General features: G+C 39.4%; 17 protein-coding genes. 4 read left to right on the top strand and 13 right to left on the bottom strand.

The genetic code is table 11. The features are described 5' to 3' along the window. Positions 1-204 precede the first annotated feature (204 nt). The 7 genes from ptsG to galE form a co-directional block, all read right to left on the bottom strand. Entirely contained in the window at positions 205-2,262 is a 2,058-nt protein-coding gene (gene ptsG, locus PO903_RS21980) for a glucose-specific PTS transporter subunit IIBC (RefSeq protein WP_273594572.1), read from the bottom strand. Positions 2,263-2,566: 304 nt separating this feature from the next. Beyond that, entirely contained in the window at positions 2,567-3,433 is an 867-nt protein-coding gene (gene glcT, locus PO903_RS21985; protein WP_069329276.1) for a glucose PTS transporter transcription antiterminator GlcT, read from the bottom strand. A 190-nt stretch (positions 3,434-3,623) separates the two neighbouring features. Next, positions 3,624-5,261: a flotillin lipid rafts scaffold protein FloT gene (gene floT, locus PO903_RS21990; RefSeq protein ID WP_273594573.1), complete on the bottom strand. Its 1,638-nt coding sequence runs from the start codon at positions 5,259-5,261 to the stop codon at positions 3,624-3,626. Positions 5,262-5,335: 74 nt separating this feature from the next. Then, entirely contained in the window at positions 5,336-5,857 is a 522-nt protein-coding gene (locus PO903_RS21995; protein ID WP_273594574.1) for an NfeD family membrane protein, read from the bottom strand. 210 nt (positions 5,858-6,067) lie between these two features. After that, entirely contained in the window at positions 6,068-7,231 is a 1,164-nt protein-coding gene (locus tag PO903_RS22000; protein ID WP_069329210.1) for an iron-containing alcohol dehydrogenase, read from the bottom strand. 290 nt (positions 7,232-7,521) lie between these two features. Beyond that, complete coding sequence (locus tag PO903_RS22005) at positions 7,522-9,129, bottom strand: UDP-glucose--hexose-1-phosphate uridylyltransferase (RefSeq protein WP_273594575.1); 1,608 nt, start codon at positions 9,127-9,129, stop codon at positions 7,522-7,524. Next, entirely contained in the window at positions 9,122-10,114 is a 993-nt protein-coding gene (gene galE / locus PO903_RS22010) for a UDP-glucose 4-epimerase GalE (protein WP_273594576.1), read from the bottom strand. The genes PO903_RS22005 and galE overlap by 8 nt, the downstream gene beginning before the upstream one ends. Before the next feature lie 386 nt (positions 10,115-10,500). Here galE and PO903_RS22015 point away from each other — a divergent pair, with 386 nt between their 5' ends. The 3 genes from PO903_RS22015 (at position 10,501) to PO903_RS22025 (ending at position 13,306) form a co-directional block, all read left to right on the top strand. Further along, complete coding sequence (locus tag PO903_RS22015) at positions 10,501-11,367, top strand: AraC family transcriptional regulator (protein ID WP_273594577.1); 867 nt, start codon at positions 10,501-10,503, stop codon at positions 11,365-11,367. A gap of 50 nt (positions 11,368-11,417) precedes the next feature. Then, a complete protein-coding gene (locus tag PO903_RS22020; RefSeq protein ID WP_273594578.1) occupies positions 11,418-11,891 on the top strand; it encodes a MarR family transcriptional regulator in 474 nt (157 codons plus the stop codon). A gap of 161 nt (positions 11,892-12,052) precedes the next feature. Further along, the gene (locus PO903_RS22025) at positions 12,053-13,306 is read left to right on the top strand and encodes an MFS transporter (RefSeq protein WP_273594579.1); all 1,254 of its coding nucleotides are present in this window, start codon (positions 12,053-12,055) and stop codon (positions 13,304-13,306) included. Positions 13,307-13,371: 65 nt separating this feature from the next. Here the strand turns inward: PO903_RS22025 and mgrA are convergent, their stop codons facing one another. The 6 genes from mgrA to PO903_RS22055 form a co-directional block, all read right to left on the bottom strand. After that, entirely contained in the window at positions 13,372-14,376 is a 1,005-nt protein-coding gene (gene mgrA / locus PO903_RS22030) for an L-glyceraldehyde 3-phosphate reductase (protein WP_273594580.1), read from the bottom strand. A 105-nt stretch (positions 14,377-14,481) separates the two neighbouring features. After that, positions 14,482-15,216 carry an NAD-dependent protein deacylase gene (locus PO903_RS22035; protein ID WP_137223310.1) on the bottom strand — a complete coding sequence of 245 codons (735 nt, stop codon included), beginning with the start codon at positions 15,214-15,216 and terminating at the stop codon, positions 14,482-14,484. Between the two features lie 60 nt (positions 15,217-15,276). After that, positions 15,277-16,047, bottom strand: coding sequence for an HAD family hydrolase (locus PO903_RS22040; RefSeq protein ID WP_273594581.1), 771 nt, complete (start codon positions 16,045-16,047; stop codon positions 15,277-15,279). 79 nt (positions 16,048-16,126) lie between these two features. Beyond that, positions 16,127-16,948, bottom strand: coding sequence for an alpha/beta fold hydrolase (locus tag PO903_RS22045; protein ID WP_273594582.1), 822 nt, complete (start codon positions 16,946-16,948; stop codon positions 16,127-16,129). A gap of 248 nt (positions 16,949-17,196) precedes the next feature. Next, the gene (locus PO903_RS22050; RefSeq protein ID WP_069329200.1) at positions 17,197-17,862 is read right to left on the bottom strand and encodes a bifunctional 2-keto-4-hydroxyglutarate aldolase/2-keto-3-deoxy-6-phosphogluconate aldolase; all 666 of its coding nucleotides are present in this window, start codon (positions 17,860-17,862) and stop codon (positions 17,197-17,199) included. Positions 17,863-17,889: 27 nt separating this feature from the next. After that, positions 17,890-18,852 carry a sugar kinase gene (locus tag PO903_RS22055; RefSeq protein WP_273594583.1) on the bottom strand — a complete coding sequence of 321 codons (963 nt, stop codon included), beginning with the start codon at positions 18,850-18,852 and terminating at the stop codon, positions 17,890-17,892. A gap of 273 nt (positions 18,853-19,125) precedes the next feature. On the opposite strand from PO903_RS22055, the gene PO903_RS22060 reads away from it, so the two are divergent. Then, positions 19,126-20,196 carry an acyltransferase family protein gene (locus PO903_RS22060; RefSeq protein ID WP_273594584.1) on the top strand — a complete coding sequence of 357 codons (1,071 nt, stop codon included), beginning with the start codon at positions 19,126-19,128 and terminating at the stop codon, positions 20,194-20,196. Positions 20,197-20,202: the final 6 nt, after the last annotated feature.

Raw genomic sequence — 20,202 nt, forward strand, 5'->3', positions numbered from 1 at the left:
AATAAAGTATTTTCTAAGTGTTGCTTACAATGCAGCTTAATAACAAAACTATAAGCAATTTGTAAATTCAATGCGATAAGGATAGATCATGACTGTAATAACGATCTATTATTAACTCCTTATCGCACTGTTTATTTACAAGTACGTATAGTCTGTTATTTTATATTTTTTTGAGATTCATTGCAAAAGTCGAAATGAACGCTATTACTTGATGGTAACGATATTGCCTTCTCCTGTTTTTACATTACCTGTTTTGTGCAATGTTACGGTAGCACCTTCTGGTAAGTTGGAGAAAATGATCGGAGTAATGATCGATGGTGCATTTGCTTTTACATACTCCAGATCCACTTCAAGGATCGGTTGTCCAGCCATAACATCATCGCCTTCTGCAACCAATACAGTGAAGCCTTGACCTTTCAATTTAACCGTGTTTACGCCTACATGCACAAGAATTTCTTTACCGGCTTCAGACATAATACCGATCGCATGTTTACTAGGGAATACGTTAAATACTTTACCATTCACCGGTGAACAAATCGTTCCGTTGGTTGGTAATACTGCGAATCCATCACCTGTCATTTTTTGTGAAAATACAGGATCTGGTACTTCACTGATATTCATCAACTCACCATCAGCAGGAGCAACGATTACTTCTTCTGCCAAAATGTTCACTTGATTCTCTGCTGTTCCTTCTGCTGGAACCGAATCTACAGTGACTGGTGTAGGTCTTGGTGTACGTCCTGCAATAATATCTTGCATTTGCGATTTGATCGTATCGGAACGTGTTCCGAAAATCGCTTGGACATTATTACCCACTTCTAGGACACCGGAAGCGCCTAAAGATTTCAAACGATCTTTATTTACGTTTTTAGGTTCTTTAACTTGAATACGTAGACGAGTAATACAAGCATCTAGACTTGAAATATTCTCTTGTCCACCAAAGGCTTCAAGAATGTTATGTGGCAATTCATCTTTGCTATTACCACCACTGCTTACTGCACTATCATCACCTGCTGGCGTATCTTCACGACCTGGTGTTTTCAAGTTAAATTTGCGAATCGCAAATCGGAATCCGAAGTAGTAGATGACTGCTAAGACTAGACCGACGATGATAACATCCCACCATGCAGTACGGTTAGGAATAACGCCGAACAATACAAAGTCAATCAGACCACCTGAGAAAGTCATACCAATTTTAACGCCTAGAATTTGCATCGTCATGAAAGAAAGACCAGCGAAGATTGCATGAATACCGAACAATACTGGTGCTACGAACAAGAATGAGAACTCAAGCGGTTCAGTAATACCTGTTAAGAACGAAGTCAATGCGGCAGAACCCATGATACCTGCAACATATTTTTTATGTTGTGGTTTGGATTCATGGTAGATCGCAAGTGCAGCAGCTGGAAGACCGAACATCATGAACGGGAATTTACCAGTCATAAATGTACCTGCTGTAAATGGAACACCATCACGAAGTTGCGCCATAAAGATTTTTTGGTCACCACGTACATATTGTCCTGCTTTGTTTACATATTCACCGAATTCATACCAGAATGGTGAGTAGAAGATATGATGTAGACCGAAAGGAATCAATGAACGTTCAATTACACCAAAAATAAATGCTGTTAATGTAGGGTTAGATTCAACCATACTGTGAGAAACCGTGTTTAAGAATGTTTGAATTGGAGGCCAGATCAGAACCATCACTAGACCCAAAAGCAAAGAAGTAATAGCTGTCATAATCGGTACAAAACGTTTACCTGCAAAGAAACCAAGATAAGAAGGTAATTCAATACGGAAGAAACGTTTATACATCGATGCGGCTAGAATACCGACAATAATACCGCCGAATACGCCTGTTTGTAATGTAGGAATACCAAGTACAGAAGCTACTGAATAGTCGTCTTTACCAACCATATCAGATGTAACACCCATAACTGTACCCATCGTTACGTTCATGATTAGATAACCGATAATGGCTGCGAGCCCGGCTACCCCTTCTCCTCCAGCAAGACCGACGGCTACCCCGACGGCAAAGAGCAAGGATAAGTTATCAAAAACAATTTGTCCGGAGTTCATCATTACAGTCGCTGTAATTTGAACCCAGTGTGCATTTAATGCAGGAATATACTGCAAAAAGTCAGGGTTAACGAGCATGTTACCAAAACCAAGCAATAAACCTGCTGCTGGCAAGATTGCCACTGGAAGCATCAATGCTCTACCTACTTTTTGCAAAACGCCAAACAGACGTCTAAACAATACCGCCACTTCCCCTCGAATAGTATAAATAATATATTGTTGCTTCAACAAATTAAGGCGGAAAGCCACAAAAAAAGGCACGAGTGAACAACGTATCTGATAGGATAAGGATCTCGGTACATAAGGATAGACTACCCCTGTGTGCTTACAGCCTTACATCAAATACTTTGTTAACTCATGCCTGATCGAATCAGTAACACGTTAAAAAATCCGCTATTCATTTGTTGATTACGTTCTGAATTATAGCACCCACTTTTTAAATCTGCAAGCCTTTTCAATAAAAAAGATTTAATCGATTTTGAATCTATTGTTGCGTACTTTCTTCTTCCTCTTCACGCTTCTCGACAAACCGTTGTAAATGCATGGTTAGGTAGCTCACTTCGGCTTTGTAGACGGGTCGGCGTAATCGTTTCTCCATCATCTTTGTTAATTTCCAAGATAGCGAATACACTTCAGGATATTCCATTTTAAGCATTTCTTCTAAGCGATGAGTAGCGGCTACTTTTTCGCCTCTACGTATACGTTCAATCGCAAATCGCAAATGAGTAAGCAAACGAGAATAATCTAAAGTATCACCAGTAATTGATATTTTGAGGCTATCTTCGATAACTTTGACCATATCGGCAATTAGACGAGAATCCGCCTTGATCGCTGTGATATGCTGATCGGTCAATGCACTATATATATGGAGTGCAACAAAACCAATCTCATCTTCTTCCAAAGCTACACCTAGCTTATCATGAATGATTTCTAATGCATGAGCAGCTAATTTATATTCTAATGGATACATTTCTCGTGTCTCATACAAAAAAGGATTCTGAATCGTCATCCCTTGCTCGGCACGCTTAATCGCAAATGCAATATGATCGGTTAAGGCAATATGAATATGTTCATTCAGTGGAGTCTTACTTTCCGAATTAATATAATAAATGATTTCGTTAATGACTTCGATAATCCGCTCGTCAATCTGAACAGCGAGCTGCTTATATTGTTCTTGTTCTTGCTGATTGGTTAAAATAAACATCTTCTCGACAACATCTAAAGGAATCACGTCACGCGCTTTACGATTAAAGCCGATTCCTTTGCCAATCACCACAACTTCTTCATACTGAGGATGATCAGCGATAATAACGTTATTATTCAGCACTTTAGCCACAAGTAGGCTGCTCACATTTGCACCCCTTTTACGATCACCTTCATCCCGTAAAGTTACCAAAAATTCACCTTCTAGTCAATACAATTGAACTGCTAGCTAACTAGATAAAGAAGACGACAAATCCTTATTGAGCAAGGACTTGTCGTCTTGATGTCATTGTAAACAGATTTGCTTTATAGCATGATTGTTACATATAAATTTTCCATTATCGTTCTTGTTCGCTGGAAATTCCTATTCCTGTAGATGTTGTTGTATGATCTTGATCATTTGCATCTTGAGTTGGAAGAGATAATACCGATTCAGAAGAGTCTGCTGTCTGTGAATATTTATTTGTAGCTATATCAGATCTAGTGTCAGAAACGCTATTACCAACTTGCTGTGATCTGCCACCTGCAAACCCTTTGATTAATTCTTCAATGTCCAGTCCCGAGACACTTTTTAGCATTTCTGGAGCTGTAGCCATCAGTTCAGTTACATAGTTACTCACTCGTGTTGCTCCACCACCTTCGCCTTTACCTGTGTCTACGACGGTCAATTTATCAATCGCACTTATTGGTTCTGCAATTTTACCTGCTAATTCAGGTAGCATTTTGGCAACTAGATCAAGGATTGCGGCTTGTCCATAATTTTGGAATGCTTCTGCTAATTTCTGCTTCGCCTCGGCTTCAGCAAGACCTCGTAGACGAATCACTTCAGCTTCCGCTGTACCTTTAGCACGTTCAGCATCGGCTTCTGCTTGTCCGGCTAGACGTTGTTGCTCCGCAGATGCTTTGGCTTCGGTCTCGATTGAATATTGATGCGCCTCGGCTTGACGCATTTTACGAGCTTTTTCAGCTTCGGCTGCTTGTTCTACAGAGAAACGATCGGCTTCGGCTTTCTTTTTCACTTCTGCATCATAGTATTTCTCACGTACTGTAATTTCTCGTTCTTGTAAATCAATCTCACGTTCTTTACGAACCAGTTCAATCTTCATCTGTTCTTCCATCATAATCTGCTTGGCTTTGGCTTCTTGAATATGATACGCCTGATCGGCTTCTGCTCTTGCTGTATCTTGATCTTTTTTAAACGAAGCTACTTTTAATTCTTTTTCTTTGGAAGCTTCAGCGATATTGGTATCACGAAGTAATTCTGCTTTTTGTCCGGCTTCTTCTGCCAATGCTTTCTGCACCCGAGAATCTCTAACCGCTTCAGCTTCAGCAATTTCTGCATCTCTTTTGACAGCAGCGATTCGAGGTTTACCCAGTGATTCAAGATATCCATGCTTATCGCGTATATCTTTGATTGTAAAAGAAACAATTTGTAGACCCATCTTTTTCAGATCACGCGCAGCTACACTTTGTACTTCTTGCGCAAATCGATCGCGATTACGATAGACTTCTTCTACAGTCATCGAACCCATAATCGAACGTAGATGACCTTCTAACACTTCTTGAGCTTCTGCTTGTAATGCTTGAATAGGCTTGCCCATAAATTGTTCAGCCGCTGTTGCTACATCTTCAACCGAACTACCAATTTTAATAATAGCTACACCATCTGCAAGTACCGGTACGCCTTGCTCTGTATACACTTCGGGCGTTGTTACATCCAGTTTGTGTGATAATAACGACAGAAATTCTGATTTCTGAAAAATAGGTAAAATAAATGCGCCGCCACCACGTACAATCTTAATCTTGCGCCCTGCTCCATCATCTGAAATATTACGACTGCCCAGAAAAGAACCTGTGACAACCATTGCTTCGTCTGTACTCACTGTTTTGTACCTTGCCCAGAATGTAATTCCGAGTACGATCAAGACTAAAATCACAATCGCAGGTACAATAATCATCTCATTCAAAAATGCCATACGTCTCGCCCCTTTTGGTCTGATTTAGGCTACCTTTTCAAAAAGCTGTTATACTGCTTCTGTTCTAACGCCAATCATATGGAATCTTCTAATAAAGACACACCTAATGTTCCTTCTTGTTCTTCTACGATCACTACCCGCATACCGGCGGCGAGTGCACAACGATCAAAACTGTATGCAATATGTAACGTGTTGCCACCTGTAAGCTTAATCATCACTTCACCGTATCCTACTTGTGGAACAGGTATTGTGACTTCTCCAATACGACCAATCATTTCTTGAATGGAGTAACTGTTTGAAACCTCACTATTTTCCATCGGTTTGACATATACAAAAAATACAAACATTCCTCCGACAACAGCAATCAATAATGCAAGCAGTACAACAGCTACAGGAGCGAACGAACTGTAACGTACTAACATGATCCCTGCTCCACCGAACAATGTAACGGCTGCTGCTAAAATAACAGGCTTAAACAGATCAAACCCTGGTAAGTCTATCCCACCTAGCGCATCACCAAGCAAGTCACCAAATAACAGACTGAACAATGCATAAAGTGCACCGGTGATTAAGCAAATCCAAAATAGCGTTTCCATTTCTGTTCGCTCCTTTCTTCTATTTAGCGAAAAAAAGCGATATTCTGCTTTAATCCACCATTTTTTGGCGTTATACCTATATTTACGTATTGATGGTAAGTAAAGTTTCAATTTTTTACGATATAGACAAAAAAAGCTGCTTATTCCTTATCATTACTGATAGGAATAAGCAGCTTATATATTTACTGATTGTATTCAAAAATAGAGAACTTATAGAGACATGCTGTAAATTTTACGCACATCTTCTGCTTCTAATTTGTTAAAGTTACCGAATGCGCCGAATTTCATCGCTTTGTCTACCATAACATCGATTTGACTATCGTCAATTTCGTAGTCTGCTAGGCGGCTAGGTGCATCAATTGAAGTCCAGAAGTCACGTAATGCTTGAATACCTTCATTAGCCACTTCTTCATCGCTCTTACCTGTTGGATCTACATTGAATACATTAACGGCTAATTTAGCAAAACGAGCAGGATTCACATGTAAATTATGTTGCATCCAGTTCGGGAACAAGATCGCAAGTCCACCACCGTGAGGAATATCGTATACAGCAGATACCGCATGCTCAATATTATGAGTTGCCCAGTCTCCGTTGTAACCCATATTAACAACACCGTTTAATGCCATTGTACCTGCATACATCACTGTTGAACGTAATTCAAAGTTTTGCAAATCATTGATTAATTTAGGTCCTGCATCAATAACACCACGTAGAATAGATTCACAGAATCCGTCTTGAATATCTGTATTTTCCTCAGCATGGAAATAATGTTCCAATACGTGAGACATCATATCTACAACACCATATACCGTTTGATCTTTAGGCAATGAATAGGTGTTTTCAGGATCAAGAATAGAGAATGCAGGGAATGAATATGCACTACCCCAACCTAATTTTTCTTGTGTTTCGGTATTAGTGATCACAGAACCACTGTTCATTTCTGAACCTGTTGCTGCCATAGTTAATACTGTACCTAATGGCAATGCATCGGTAGGAGCTGCTTTGCGTTGTGCAAAGTCCCACATGTCGCCATCATATTTTGCACCAACAGCAATCGCTTTGGCGCAGTCAAGTACACTACCGCCACCAACTGCAAGAATCAAGTCGATGTTATTCGTTTTACATAAATCTACACCTTTGTGTACAGTAGACAAACGTGGATTTGGTTCTACACCAGCAAGTTCTGTAACGTTAGCTCCTGCTTCATTCAAATAACCGATCACTTTGTCGTATAGACCTGCACGTTTGATACTACCTCCACCATAGACAAGCAATACGTTTTTACCGTAGTTACCTACTTCTCTTTTCAACTTTTCAAGTTGACCTTTACCGAAAATAAGACGGGTTGGATTATAAAATTCAAATGATTTCATTGGAAAATTCCTCCTTGGAATAAAACGATTCATAGATGAAGTGATACTTCTCTATTCGATATAAGTGTATATCCAAATATAAACTGTAGGATATCTGCTGTAATAAGTTATAAGTAAGTTACTGTTCCTCAGCCCTTTACAATTATATACCTTATACAGCTAAAAACAAAGTTTCCCGATCAAAATGCTTTTAACATTGGTTTCGTACAATTATATTTACCCAAATTTGTATAAAAAAATCTACTACCTCTTATCATTACCCAGAGATAGTAGATTGACTAGCATCATATTTAACTTTTCAGATGATAATTCATTCGTGTAACAAAGCGGCGGAATGCTTTACGACCTTGATCATTGCGTTTATATACGCCTGCATGTTCAAGAATTTCAGCAAATTTGGTACCGACTTCATTTTGAATCGTTAACGTGGCTTGATCATGATCTAGATCATTACCGTATGCTTCAACCAGATGCTCAATCCAAAGCAAGTGAATCGCTAATGGATGATTCGATTGTTGTCTAATCATATCCAGCAAAGCGATATCTCCTGTTAAAATCGAAGCAATCTGATCCAATTCTTCTTTAAGACGACCTGGTAAAATAGCTAATCCCATGACTTCGATCAGACCGATATTTTCGCGCTTCAAATGGTGCATCTCCGGATGAGGATGGAAAATCCCATCTGGATACTGTTCATTCGTACGATTGTTACGCAATACAAGATCGATCTCATATTGACCATCACGACGACGAACAATCGGTGTCACTGTATTGTGACGAACCGATTCTCCATTTTGAATCGTTGACGCTAAAATATCAACTTCGGCATCACTATAGGATTTCCATGCTTCATAGATCTCGTTCGCGGAGTTCAATAATAAAGATGAATTATTCGCACGCAATCGCACCACAGACATCGGCCAATTTACCAGTTCTAATGTAATATCATCATGAACATTATGACCATATACTTCTTCCACAGTAGCTCGTTCAATCGGGAACGTATGTCGTCCACCCTGAAAATGATCATGTGTCAAAATTGAACCGCCTACGATAGGCAAATCTGCATTCGATCCCAAGAAATAATGCGGGAATTCATCGACAAAATCAAGCAAACGACGGAATGTATCTTTTGTTAATTTCATCGGTACATGATCATGATGGAATACGATACAGTGCTCATTGTAATACACATAAGGTGAATACTGGAACAACCACGATTCTCCGTTCAGTTGAAGCGGAATAACACGTAGATTTTGGCGGGCTGGATGATTAATACGTCCTGCATAACCTACATTTTCACGACACAACTGACATTTAGGATACGATGGTGGTGGCATTAATTTAGCCAAAGCAATTTCAGCTGACGACTTCTCAGGTTTGGACAGATTAATCGTTATTTCCATTTCTCCGTATGCACTTGGTTGCTTCCAGTATACATTTTTGGAGACACGATCCATCCGAATATAATTGGAATTGATCGATAACTGATAAAATTCACTTGTCGCAGATTCAATACCTTCCCGATCTAACGTATCAAAGAAATCTCCAGTGACTTCAGATGGACGTGCCATCAATAATCCCATAATCTCTGCATCCATTAAGTCCCGGTACGTATCTGTATTTTCAACCAATAATCCGATGCTATGTGCATAATCAATCAATGTATCCAACATCACTTGTGGTTCAGCCGCTGCTTGTCCCTGAGCGACCATATGAATTGCCGGTACATCTGGATTATAAGGTTCATCGAAATGGAATTGTTTTAACAATAGATTTCGTCCGTAATCGATATCGGCTCCTTTAATTAACCCTTTATCAAAAGCGAACTTAATCAGTTCATCGATTGCAAGTAATGCGCTATTTTGTTCAGCTGTACGTTCTACTGGATTACTCATGGTTACCATATCCTTGTGGATGAGATTCGTGCCATTGCCATGCACCACTAATAATATCTTCTAATTGATTGTAAGAAGGCTTCCACCCAAGTACAGAGCGTGCTTTATCCGAAGAAGCCACCAAGACTGCTGGATCACCACTACGACGTGCTTCGAATTTGACCGGAATATCGCGTCCTGTGACTTTGACTGCGGTCTCAATCACTTGTTTTACAGAGAATCCTTGACCGTTACCTAGATTGAACACATTACTTGCACCTTCATTGTTCAGATACTCTACAGATTTGATATGCGCATCTGCTAGATCGCTGACATGAATATAATCACGTACACATGTACCATCTTCTGTCGGATAATCTTCACCAAAGACCGAGATAAATTCACGTTGACCTAATGCTGTCTGTAATACCAACGGGATCAAATGTGATTCTGGACGGTGATCTTCTCCAATTTTGCCACTTGTATGTGCACCTGCTGCATTAAAGTAACGTAAAGCTACATAACGAATACCATGTACTTTATCGAACCAGTTCATCATGCGTTCCATCATTAACTTGGTCTCGCCATACACGTTAGCAGGTTCTGTACGATCACTTTCTTCAATCGGTACTTTTTCCGGTTCACCATAAGTTGCTGCTGTTGAAGAAAATACGATTTTTTTCACGCCTGCTTGTTGCATCGCATCCAGTAGACACATTGCACCATAGACATTGTTATCATAATATTTGAAAGGATTCTGCATACTTTCACCAACCAGTGAACTTGCTGCAAAATGGATTACTGCTGTAATATCATTTTCAGCAAAAATGCGAGTTAGTAATTCTTTATCTCGTAGATCACCTTCATAGAATTTGCCACCTAGAAGTGCTTCTTGATGACCTGTTAATAAGTTATCAATCACCACTACTTCTTCTCCACGTTCTAATAAATCAGCTACTGTATGTGATCCGATATAACCTGCTCCACCTGTGACTAATATTGCCATTTTATTCGCCTCCTAATAGTAGTATATATGATGTTATCTAGTGTAACTCTCTTTTGTGAAGAGTATATAAACAGAACATGTGCCAAATCAATCCATGTCTAAAAAAGTCGCTACTTCAACATAAAACCATAATCTTAAGCAGTATCGATGTGACCTGATGTTAAATATTGTTAGTTGTTTATATACTAGATCAGTACTATTTACATGCTAGTATATGTGAAAATACATATGATTTTCGCCTTTATTTACTATCATATTTAGATATGATGTAATGTTTGGCTTGAACTAAGTATACTATATGAATATCATAAGATGTAATGAATAGATGTGTGATCTATATGGACAAATGTGACTTCGGCAATAAACTTCACCTTAAGGAGTGCATAGTGATGACAAATGCCAAAACGTATCAAGTTTCACCTAATCCTATTTTTCATGACCAAGGAGCTTTGTATGTATTGTTTGCTGGTGAAAGTCAGACATCACCTGATCACCGTATTGGTCCCAAAATATATGATTATTATCTGCTCCATTATATTGAAAGCGGACACGGTCAATTTATCACCGAGGAGCGAGCCTACCGTTTATCTCAAGGTGATTTATTTCTGATTCATCCTGGGCAATTGGTCAGCTATATTTCCGATCAACAACAACCCTGGCATTATCGCTGGATTGCTTTTGCTGGACAGGAAGCAGCGACAATGATTGAAAAGGTTGGTTTTACGCTTCATTCTCCTATTGCTCGGACAGGTGAGCAAGAACGTATCGGTACGTATTTAGAACAATTACTTGTGTCATTTGCCAGTCAAAAAGAAAGTTCTGATCTAGCTGCACTCGGTTATCTGCATCTGATTCTAGCGGAGACCAGTGACTTGATGATACAACAAGCTGTATTGCCTGGAACTCAATCAATGACCCGCCGTATCGTTAAACAAATGATTCATTACATGTCCAGTCAGTATGCGCATCCTGTATCGATCGAAGATATGTGTAACAGTCTCGGGTATAATCGAGCATATATGTCCCGCATTTTCAAAAAAGAAACAGGTATGACACCCATCACGTATCTGCTCAAATTACGTATAGATAAAGCACGTCAATTGTTGCGAGAGCGTCCCGAGTTGTCTACCCAGCAGATTGCAGCTTCTGTTGGCTTAACTGATGCTCTTTATTTTTCTAAACAGTTCAAACGGTTTTATCAAGTATCGCCTACCGGATATCGTGCTTCTGTTCATCAATACAAACATCACTAATGTTGAAATGTAGTCTGGATCACTATCATAATCGGAGGAGGAACTGAAAGATGAATAAAAAAGAACAGGTACTTACCCATTTCCGAGATTTATTTAGTAAACTAGTCTGGTTGAATAAGCTCAAAATGGAAAGTAGCCTTACTGATTATAAACCTTCTGAAGTACACTGTATCGAATATATTGGGAACCATACCGATGCAAATGTAACCAAGATGGCAGAATCACTTTATATGACCAGAGGTGCGATAAGCAAAATCACTAAAAAACTGATCGACAAACAACTGATCGAAAGCTATCAGAAACCTGATAATAAAAAAGAAATTTATTTCAAACTTACAGAACAAGGAATCCAAATCCAACATATGCATGAGCAATTGCACCAAGAATTTGAAGAACGAGATCAAGTTGTATTTGAACAAGTAACTGATGAACAATTTGAAAATATGCTTCGTTTTATAGAAAAATACAGTAATCATTTGGATGATGAAATTAAAAAGTTAGATCATGATCCAAAGTCTGAATAAACCGATCGATGATCAAACAATAAGATAGAGCTCAGACAACTACTCTTGATCATAAGTGAGTTGTCTTTTTTGTATTTTTATTTTTGTTGACAAGGAAACAAAATGATAATATGATAAATTTGTTTCCTAGGAATCAATATGAAAATAAGGAGAGATGACTTTTGTCTACATCAACACCCCATGATTCACAACATCCCGAACCACAGGTAAATAAACACGCTTTACGCTTTGGATTAATCTCTGTCTTTCTTTGCGGCATTGGGTTCAGTATTATAGCGCCTGTTGTTCCTTTTTTAGTTCAACCTTATGTTCATTCTTCAGCAGATCAAGCGATTATGGTTACGCTATTAATGTCTGTATATGCTCTTTGTGTATTTCTAGCCGCCCCTGTACTTGGAGCATTAAGTGATAAATATGGTCGTCGTCCTATACTATTATTATGTCTATTCGGTTCAGCTGTCGGGTATTTGATTTTCGGCATTGGAGGAGCATTATGGGTATTGTTCGTTGGGCGTATCATTGAAGGGATAACAGGTGGAAGTATCAGTACGATCTTTGCTTACTTTGCAGATATTATTCCCCCTCAACAACGCACCAAATATTTTGGCTGGTTAGGCGCTATTGTAGGTGTAGCTACAGTAATTGGTCCCACATTAGGCGGAATACTTGCCAAATTTGATTACACATTTCCTTTATATTTTGGAGCTGTTATCACGTTATTGAATATGTTGTATGGATACTTTTTTATGCCAGAAAGTCTTGCAGCGCAACATAGACAATCACAGATGACCTTTCAAAAGTTAAATCCTTTTGCTCAACTGGCTAGTCTCTTGTCTACGAAATACTTGAGTCGATTATTAATAGCTGCTTTTTTACTCTGGATTCCGAATGGATCTTTACAAGCCATTTTTTCTCAATTGACGATAGATACATTTCAGTGGAAACCGGTATTGATTGGGCTAATGTTTTCGATTCTGGGTGTTCAAGATATTATTGCTCAGGGTCTAATCATGCCTCAACTTCTGAAAAAATACAGTGATCAACAAATCGCTACACTGGGAATGATGGCTGAAATTATCGGTTATGGACTTATTGCTGTGTCGATTGGATTCACTTATTATCCTCTTTTTATCGCAGGAATGTTTGTATTTGGTTGTGGTGATTCGCTCTTCGGACCTGCATTTAACGGTATGCTTTCCAAATCTGTAGATGCAAGCGAACAAGGCAGAGTTCAAGGAGGAAGCCAATCGATCCAAGCTTTGGCTAGAATGATCGGGCCACTTATTGGAGGGCAAATTTATATTTTACTCGGTCATACAGCTCCTGCTTGGATGGGAATGATACTGATTGTATTGGCTATCTTTGTTTTGCACAGAGGGGTTAAGAATATACAGCAAAAAGGCTTTAGAACGTAACCACGCTCTAAAACCTTTTGACTTAAAAATGAAGAATACTGATTGTATTCTGCTATTATTACAGCTTACTTAGATTCGTCTGTTTGCAAAATCGACTCGATACGATCCAATTCAGCTTGCGTAAAATCAAGATTGTTCAGCGCAGCTACATTCTCTTCAATCTGAGAAACACGACTAGCACCGATAAGCGCAGACGTTAATTTACCACCACGTAATACCCATGCTAATGCTAATTGAGCTAGACTTTGTCCGCGCTCTGAAGCAACTTCATTCAGAGCTTGTACTTTACGAATACTTTCCGGTGTAATCGAATCTTCACTTAAAAAGACAGAAGAACCAGCTGCACGTGAATCTTCTGGTACACCGTTCAAATATTTGCTAGTCAGTAGTCCTTGTGCAAGTGGACAGAACGCAATACTACCTGTTCCTGTTTCTTCAAGCACATCTTGCAATCCATCTTCAATCCAGCGATTGACCATAGAATAATTAGGCTGGTGAATCGTAAGTGGTGTGCCCAATTGTTTCAAAATGGATGCCGCTTCCCTTGTCTGTTCTGCGGAATAACTAGAAATTCCTGCATATAAAGCTTTACCTGAACGTACAGCATAGTCTAATGCCATCATCGTTTCTTCAAGCGGAGTCTCTGGATCAAAGCGGTGAGAGTAGAAAATATCAACATAATCGACATTCATCCGTTTCAGACTCTGATCAAGACTGGATAACAAGTTTTTGCGAGAACCCCATTCGCCATAAGGACCTGGCCACATATAATAACCTGCTTTGGTCGAGATAATCATCTCATCCCGATAAGCAGCAAGATCTTGCTTCAACACTTGTCCGAATGTTTCTTCTGCTGAACCTGCGGGTGGGCCATAATTGTTAGCCAAGTCAAAATGCGTAATACCTATATCAAAAGAACGTGTGATCATCTCACGACTGTTCTCATACACATTAATTCCACCAAAATTATGCCATAATCCTAGTGAAATCGCTGGCAGTTTCAAACCTGAACGACCACTACGATTATACTTCATCTCTTCATAACGCTTTTCTGAAGCTACATAGACCACAATAAATCCCTACCCTTCTTCAAGCAAAATAGATATATTCACATCTCACAAATCATATCGTAAGCGTTACCATTATGCAAATAAATTCATGTTACTTTTATTTGATTAAAGACGTTGTTGTACTTGCTCCATCACACTACCCATCGGATCTGTAATCAATAAATCAGCATGACGATCATGACCTGTCGGTGAAGCATTGAGCAGTACCGTATGTTGACCACGGAAATAAGAAACCAATCCGGCTGCTGGATAGACTGTAAGCGATGTACCTCCAATTAATAATAGGTCTGCTTGTGATAATACTTCTACCGTTTGCTCAAGTACATCTTGATCTAAGGATTCTCCATACAACACCACATCCGGTCGAATGACACCTTGATCAATCGGACAACGCGGGACTCCTGATTGAGCCAGTACATCGTCTAATGTATAAGAATGTCTGCATGTCGTACAGTAATTCCGATGAATCGAACCATGCAATTCTAACACTTTCTGATTACCTGCCATCTGATGCAGACCATCTATATTTTGCGTAATGATAGACAATAATTTACCTTGCTTTTCCAAAAGGGCTAATACATTGTGCACTGGATTAGGCTTAGCTTGTGGATGGATCAACTTACTGCGATAAAATTCAAAAAACAATTCCGTTTCTTTTTCAAAAAAAGAACGACTTAACATTTCTTCAGGCGAATATCCTCTTTTACCATTTTCACTATACAATCCTTGTGCCGAGCGAAAATCAGGAATACCACTTTCGGTTGATGTGCCTGCTCCACCGAAAAACACAATACGTTGCGATTGTTGTAACCATGTGGTTAATTGTTCGATTTTATCCATAATGATGCTCCTCTCTATTGAATCTTTATCTATAAAGTAAAAGCGCAAGTTTACAATCTATCATTTGATGATACGAAGCTGATCGTAATGAGTAATCACTAGATCTGCATCCGGTAATTCGGTCTGTGCAGATGTTACAGAAGAACTGATACCGACACAACAGGCGACATTGGCATGTTTGCCCATTTGCATATCTGCATTGCTGTCTCCGATTAACACAATATGAGCAGGCGATATGCCTAGTTGTTCACAGGCTAAGTACACTAGATCCGGTGCTGGCTTACTCTGCTGTACTTGATCACTACCGATCACATAATCAAAGTAAGAATCCAATTCACTCCAACGTAGATGCTTTACCGCTTCAGATGTCCAATCGGCTGTTACGACTGCCAGTGGAAGCTGCGCAGATACACATTGTTCTAGAAATGGAAGCAGTCCGGGCAATGGTTGCACCGGACGTTCCTTTTCGATAGATTGCATAGCAAGCTCACTGAACTGACGAATACGAGCAATAGCTTGATCCCACGGTGTTCCCGCAGCATACAATTGCCATGCCAGTATCGCTGTCGATTCTTCTACAGAAGCCATTGCCAATGGACCTTGACGATCATAATCATTCAATACACCTTGAGCATCGTAACGAGTTCCAAATACATGTTCATGATCTCCGGTAAAGGTATGACCACTTGATTGCAAATACTGTTCGATCTGTTGAAGCATATGCTCCGCCCATGATCCCCATAACTGCATAAAATCAAACAATGTCCCATCTTTATCAAATAAAACAGCATTACAGCGTATTTGCTGTGTACCTATTTGTAAAAGCACCATTGACATGTACTCCTTTAGTGACCGTGATCTAACCTATATTTATAATGTATACATACGATATGCGTAGCTAGCAAATCATTTATTTTTTAGTAGAAGCCTTTGTAGCCGGAATTTCTTTCATCCATCCTAGAATCGTATTCACCGTCTGTTTACGTTGTTCATCGGCGTCGATTTGAGCAGGAAGATCATTCTTTTGTTCACCATAGCTACCAAATTGACCATGATTACCGCCTTCGATACTATAATAAACCGTTTGTTTTGGTAAAAAAGCTCGTGCTGCTTCATACGTATCTTTTTTGAGCAAACCATCATTAGAAGCGGTGATCGACAATACAGGAATATCGGTTTGTTGCAGACTTCCTTTTTGCTCTGGATAAGAAGCTAAGAAGAATACACCTGCAATATGATCTAAATGACTAGCTGCATAACGAGCAGCAAAAACTCCACCTAATGAATGACCTCCAATAACAAATTTCTCATCTGGATGACGATCAATCACTGCTTGCGCTGCATCCGTTTTGAAAAATGCAAAATTGAACGGTAATTTCATAATATATACGGTGTGTCCATTTTTCGCTAGATCATGAGCAAGTAAGCTATATGCTTCTGGCTTTACCCGTGCCCCCGGATAAAAAATAACGCTATTTCCTTTAGGTTTGGCATTGCTAAAAGCAATCCAATCTTCTGTGTCTTGAACGGATATCTTATCTGTTCCTGAGACCAGAGCTTGTTGAGCCTGACTGCTAGGTGTATAAGGTGTAAATACATACCATGCTGCTGCACCTGCCGCAATCACAAGTACAATCAGAATCACGAGTAATACTTTACCGATCGTCCCTGCACGACTTCTCTTCCGTGTACGACCATAACTTGCAAATTGATTACGATTCTTTCTAAACATAAATCTATGAGTCCCCTTCCACCTGCATCCTAGCACTGTATAAGTATAAAGCAACAGCCCGTTTCCTTCGCAGGACAACAGGCTGCTTCTTATGTGATTATATCATTTTTTGGAGCACAGTATAAACACTGGCTTTTCTACATATACTTAGAATAAGGATTCATTGTTACTTTTTGATTTAGACTTATTTATTTTTAAAGTACTTTTATTTTATGCACACGTCTGCATTTTTCGTGAAGACTAAAGCCTTACTGCTGCTTAGCCTGATAGAAAGCTTCCATGTATTGTTCTGCTTTTTGACGTACCAGACCATAATCCCCTGTTTTGAGTGCTTCTGTCGTGAGATCCGAACCGATCCCTACTGCTACTGCTCCAGCTTTGATCCATTCTCCTAGATTATCCAAAGATACACCGCCTGTAGGCATAATATTCGCTTGAGGCATAGGTCCTTTTAATGTTTTGATAATGGAAGGATCGTATAGATTCCCAGGGAATAATTTAACGATATCAACACCTAGCTCAAGTGCATGTTGTATGCCTTCTAGTGTCGTTACGCCGGGCAATACAGGTACACGATACAAGTTGCATATTTTAACCGTTTCTGGATTCAAAGAAGGCCCGACTACAAATTCTGCTCCAGCCATTATTGCAGCGCGTGCTGTCTGTGGTTCCAATACAGTTCCTGCTCCAATAATCGCAAAGTTATCAGCTACATCTGCTTTCCAGCTATACATACGGCTTAATTTCTCAATCGCTTTGAGAGCGCCAGGAACAGTCATAGTGATCTCGATAACTTTGATCCCACCTGCAATCGCTTGTTCTGCCATCGTAAAGACTTGATCTGCCGAGTCTCCGCGTAACACAGCAACTACACCGTTATCTAATATCTTTTGTAATAATTGTAATTTTTTCATCGTTAAGTGCTCCTTTAGTAGGTTAGTTTAGCGTTCGATATGAACTTTATTATTTAACTTCGCTTCCACTTGCTCATGCGTCGGTAATGCTTCCCAATCGCCTACAGCCTGTATAACCATAGAACCGTTGAGGTTGCCCAGACGTACAGCTTCAGTCACTTCATAGCCACGTAACAATCCAACGATAAAACCAGCACAGAAGCCATCTCCTGCTCCTACAGTATCGAGTACACGTTCTGCTTTGAAATAAGGCACTTCTAACTTCTGACCTTGATTCAGCACATAGGTTAGATTAGGACCACCTTTGACAATACAGACAGCAGATAGTTGATTGAGACGATCAAAAATCTGTGTTTCATCTTCTGTTTCATATAACAAGCTTAGTTCGTCCAAGCCCGGTAAAAAGTAATCACATTGTTCGGCAAGCCGTAGTAATACTGGGCGAGCTTGTTCGATACTCCATAATTTCAGACGCAAATTAGGATCAAAACAGACTTTAACGCCTGCATTTCTAGCGATCTCGATTGCTTTTTGTACAGTCGCCAGTCCAGATTCACTGATCGCTGCTGTAATGCCTGTAACATGCAATATTTTAGCGTGACTGATATACGTAGCATCCAGATCTTCTGGCATCATTCGACTGGCTGCTGAATGTTTGCGGTAATAATGTACCGAAGCATGACCGGATACATTTTCTCGTAACATCAGTCCCGTCTGTTCTCCTTCTGCTAATATTGAGCGAGACACATCTACGCCTTCACCACGAATCGCTTTCTGGATCATGCGTCCTAAAGGATCAGCCCCAAGACGACCAAACCAACCTACCGAATGCCCTAAGCGAGCAATTCCTATCGCTAGATTACTTTCAGCACCGCCAAATGACTTATTAAGATGGGCAGCATACTCCAGACCACGTGAATCATCCGCAGTCATCAATCCCATAGACTCCCCAAAAGTGACCACTTCCGGGTAAGTGTGTTGATTGTTCATTGTTCAGCCTCCTGAGTCGCATACAAAATCATGCTTAATATGTAGCTGGTCATATTTACCATTGTCGCAACCGCTTTCTTTGTTGTCAATGACATAGCTTCATCATATATACACAATTTTAACGATAGATACCATTTTCAATTGTGAATTAAATCACAATATTAAAAAGTTTTTTGTTTTACTTTTAAAGTAACCTTTATATCACGCTTAAAATAATACATTTCAGAGGGATAGGACGAAGCATTTCATCATCACTAACAGGAGGAACAATGTATGAATATTCCGCTTAAAATCAATAAATATCCATTGAATACGATCGGAGAAACCTACTTTTTAAATATACGTTTTTTGCTCATAGTCTGTGTGGTAGCAGGTAACTTACTAGAACCGCTTATTCAACAATCGATAGCAGCGCATCATTTATTTGTATGGATTTTTTCATTCCATATGCCTTTATTTGTGTTGGTGACTGGTTATTTTGCTCGCTTTAATCTACATGGACCCGCAGGTAGCCAAATGTTACGTCATATTGCTCTACAATATATATTATTTCAAAGTATCTATTCTGTGCTTGATTATACGATTTTCCGTGTTCCTCATATTACGCATTCGTTTTTTGCTCCTTATTTGTTACTCTGGTTTTTAGCAGGGCATATCGTCTGGCGTTTGTTATTGATTTCATTACGTATGTTTACATTCAAGCAACAATTGATTGTATCTTTAGCACTTGGATTAAGTGTAGGGTTACTTCCTGTAGATGGAGTATGGCTTGCTTTGTCCCGAACATTGATTTATTTCCCTTTCTTTATTGTTGGATACCATCTACATGTGGATAAAATAATATCGTTTTTTCAACATTATCGGCGCTCAATTGCTATAGGCTCTATCGCATTCATGATTTTATTTTTTGATTTGAACCTACCGCTCGTTATAGGATGGTTTTATGGTAATCAGACATTTGTGCAATTGGGCGTAAATTCATGGACAGGTATGTTGTATCGATTGTGTATGTATATGTTGCAATGTGTCGCTTCTATAGGTTTTCTTGCTCTGGTTCCTATCGGTGCTCACTATATAACTGAACTTGGTAGACGTACATTATATGTCTTTTTATTGCATGGACTTTTGGTGAGAGCGATAGAAACGACGGGCATTTTACATCAGTTCAATACACCTTTGGAAATAGTGATCCTATTGGTCTTCGCCATTCTTATAGCGGTATTACTTGCTCAACCGCAGGTTAAACATTGGACTTCACGATTAGTCGAGCCTTCTATTCCTCAACCGCTTTACTCCATGATCCATTATGTTCAAAGACATACTTTATTTCAAAAGCAATCCTAATGACCA

This window comes from Paenibacillus sp. PK4536 (assembly GCF_028594455.2).
GTDB classification, from domain to species: Bacteria; Bacillota; Bacilli; order Paenibacillales; family Paenibacillaceae; genus Saccharibacillus; species Saccharibacillus nuruki.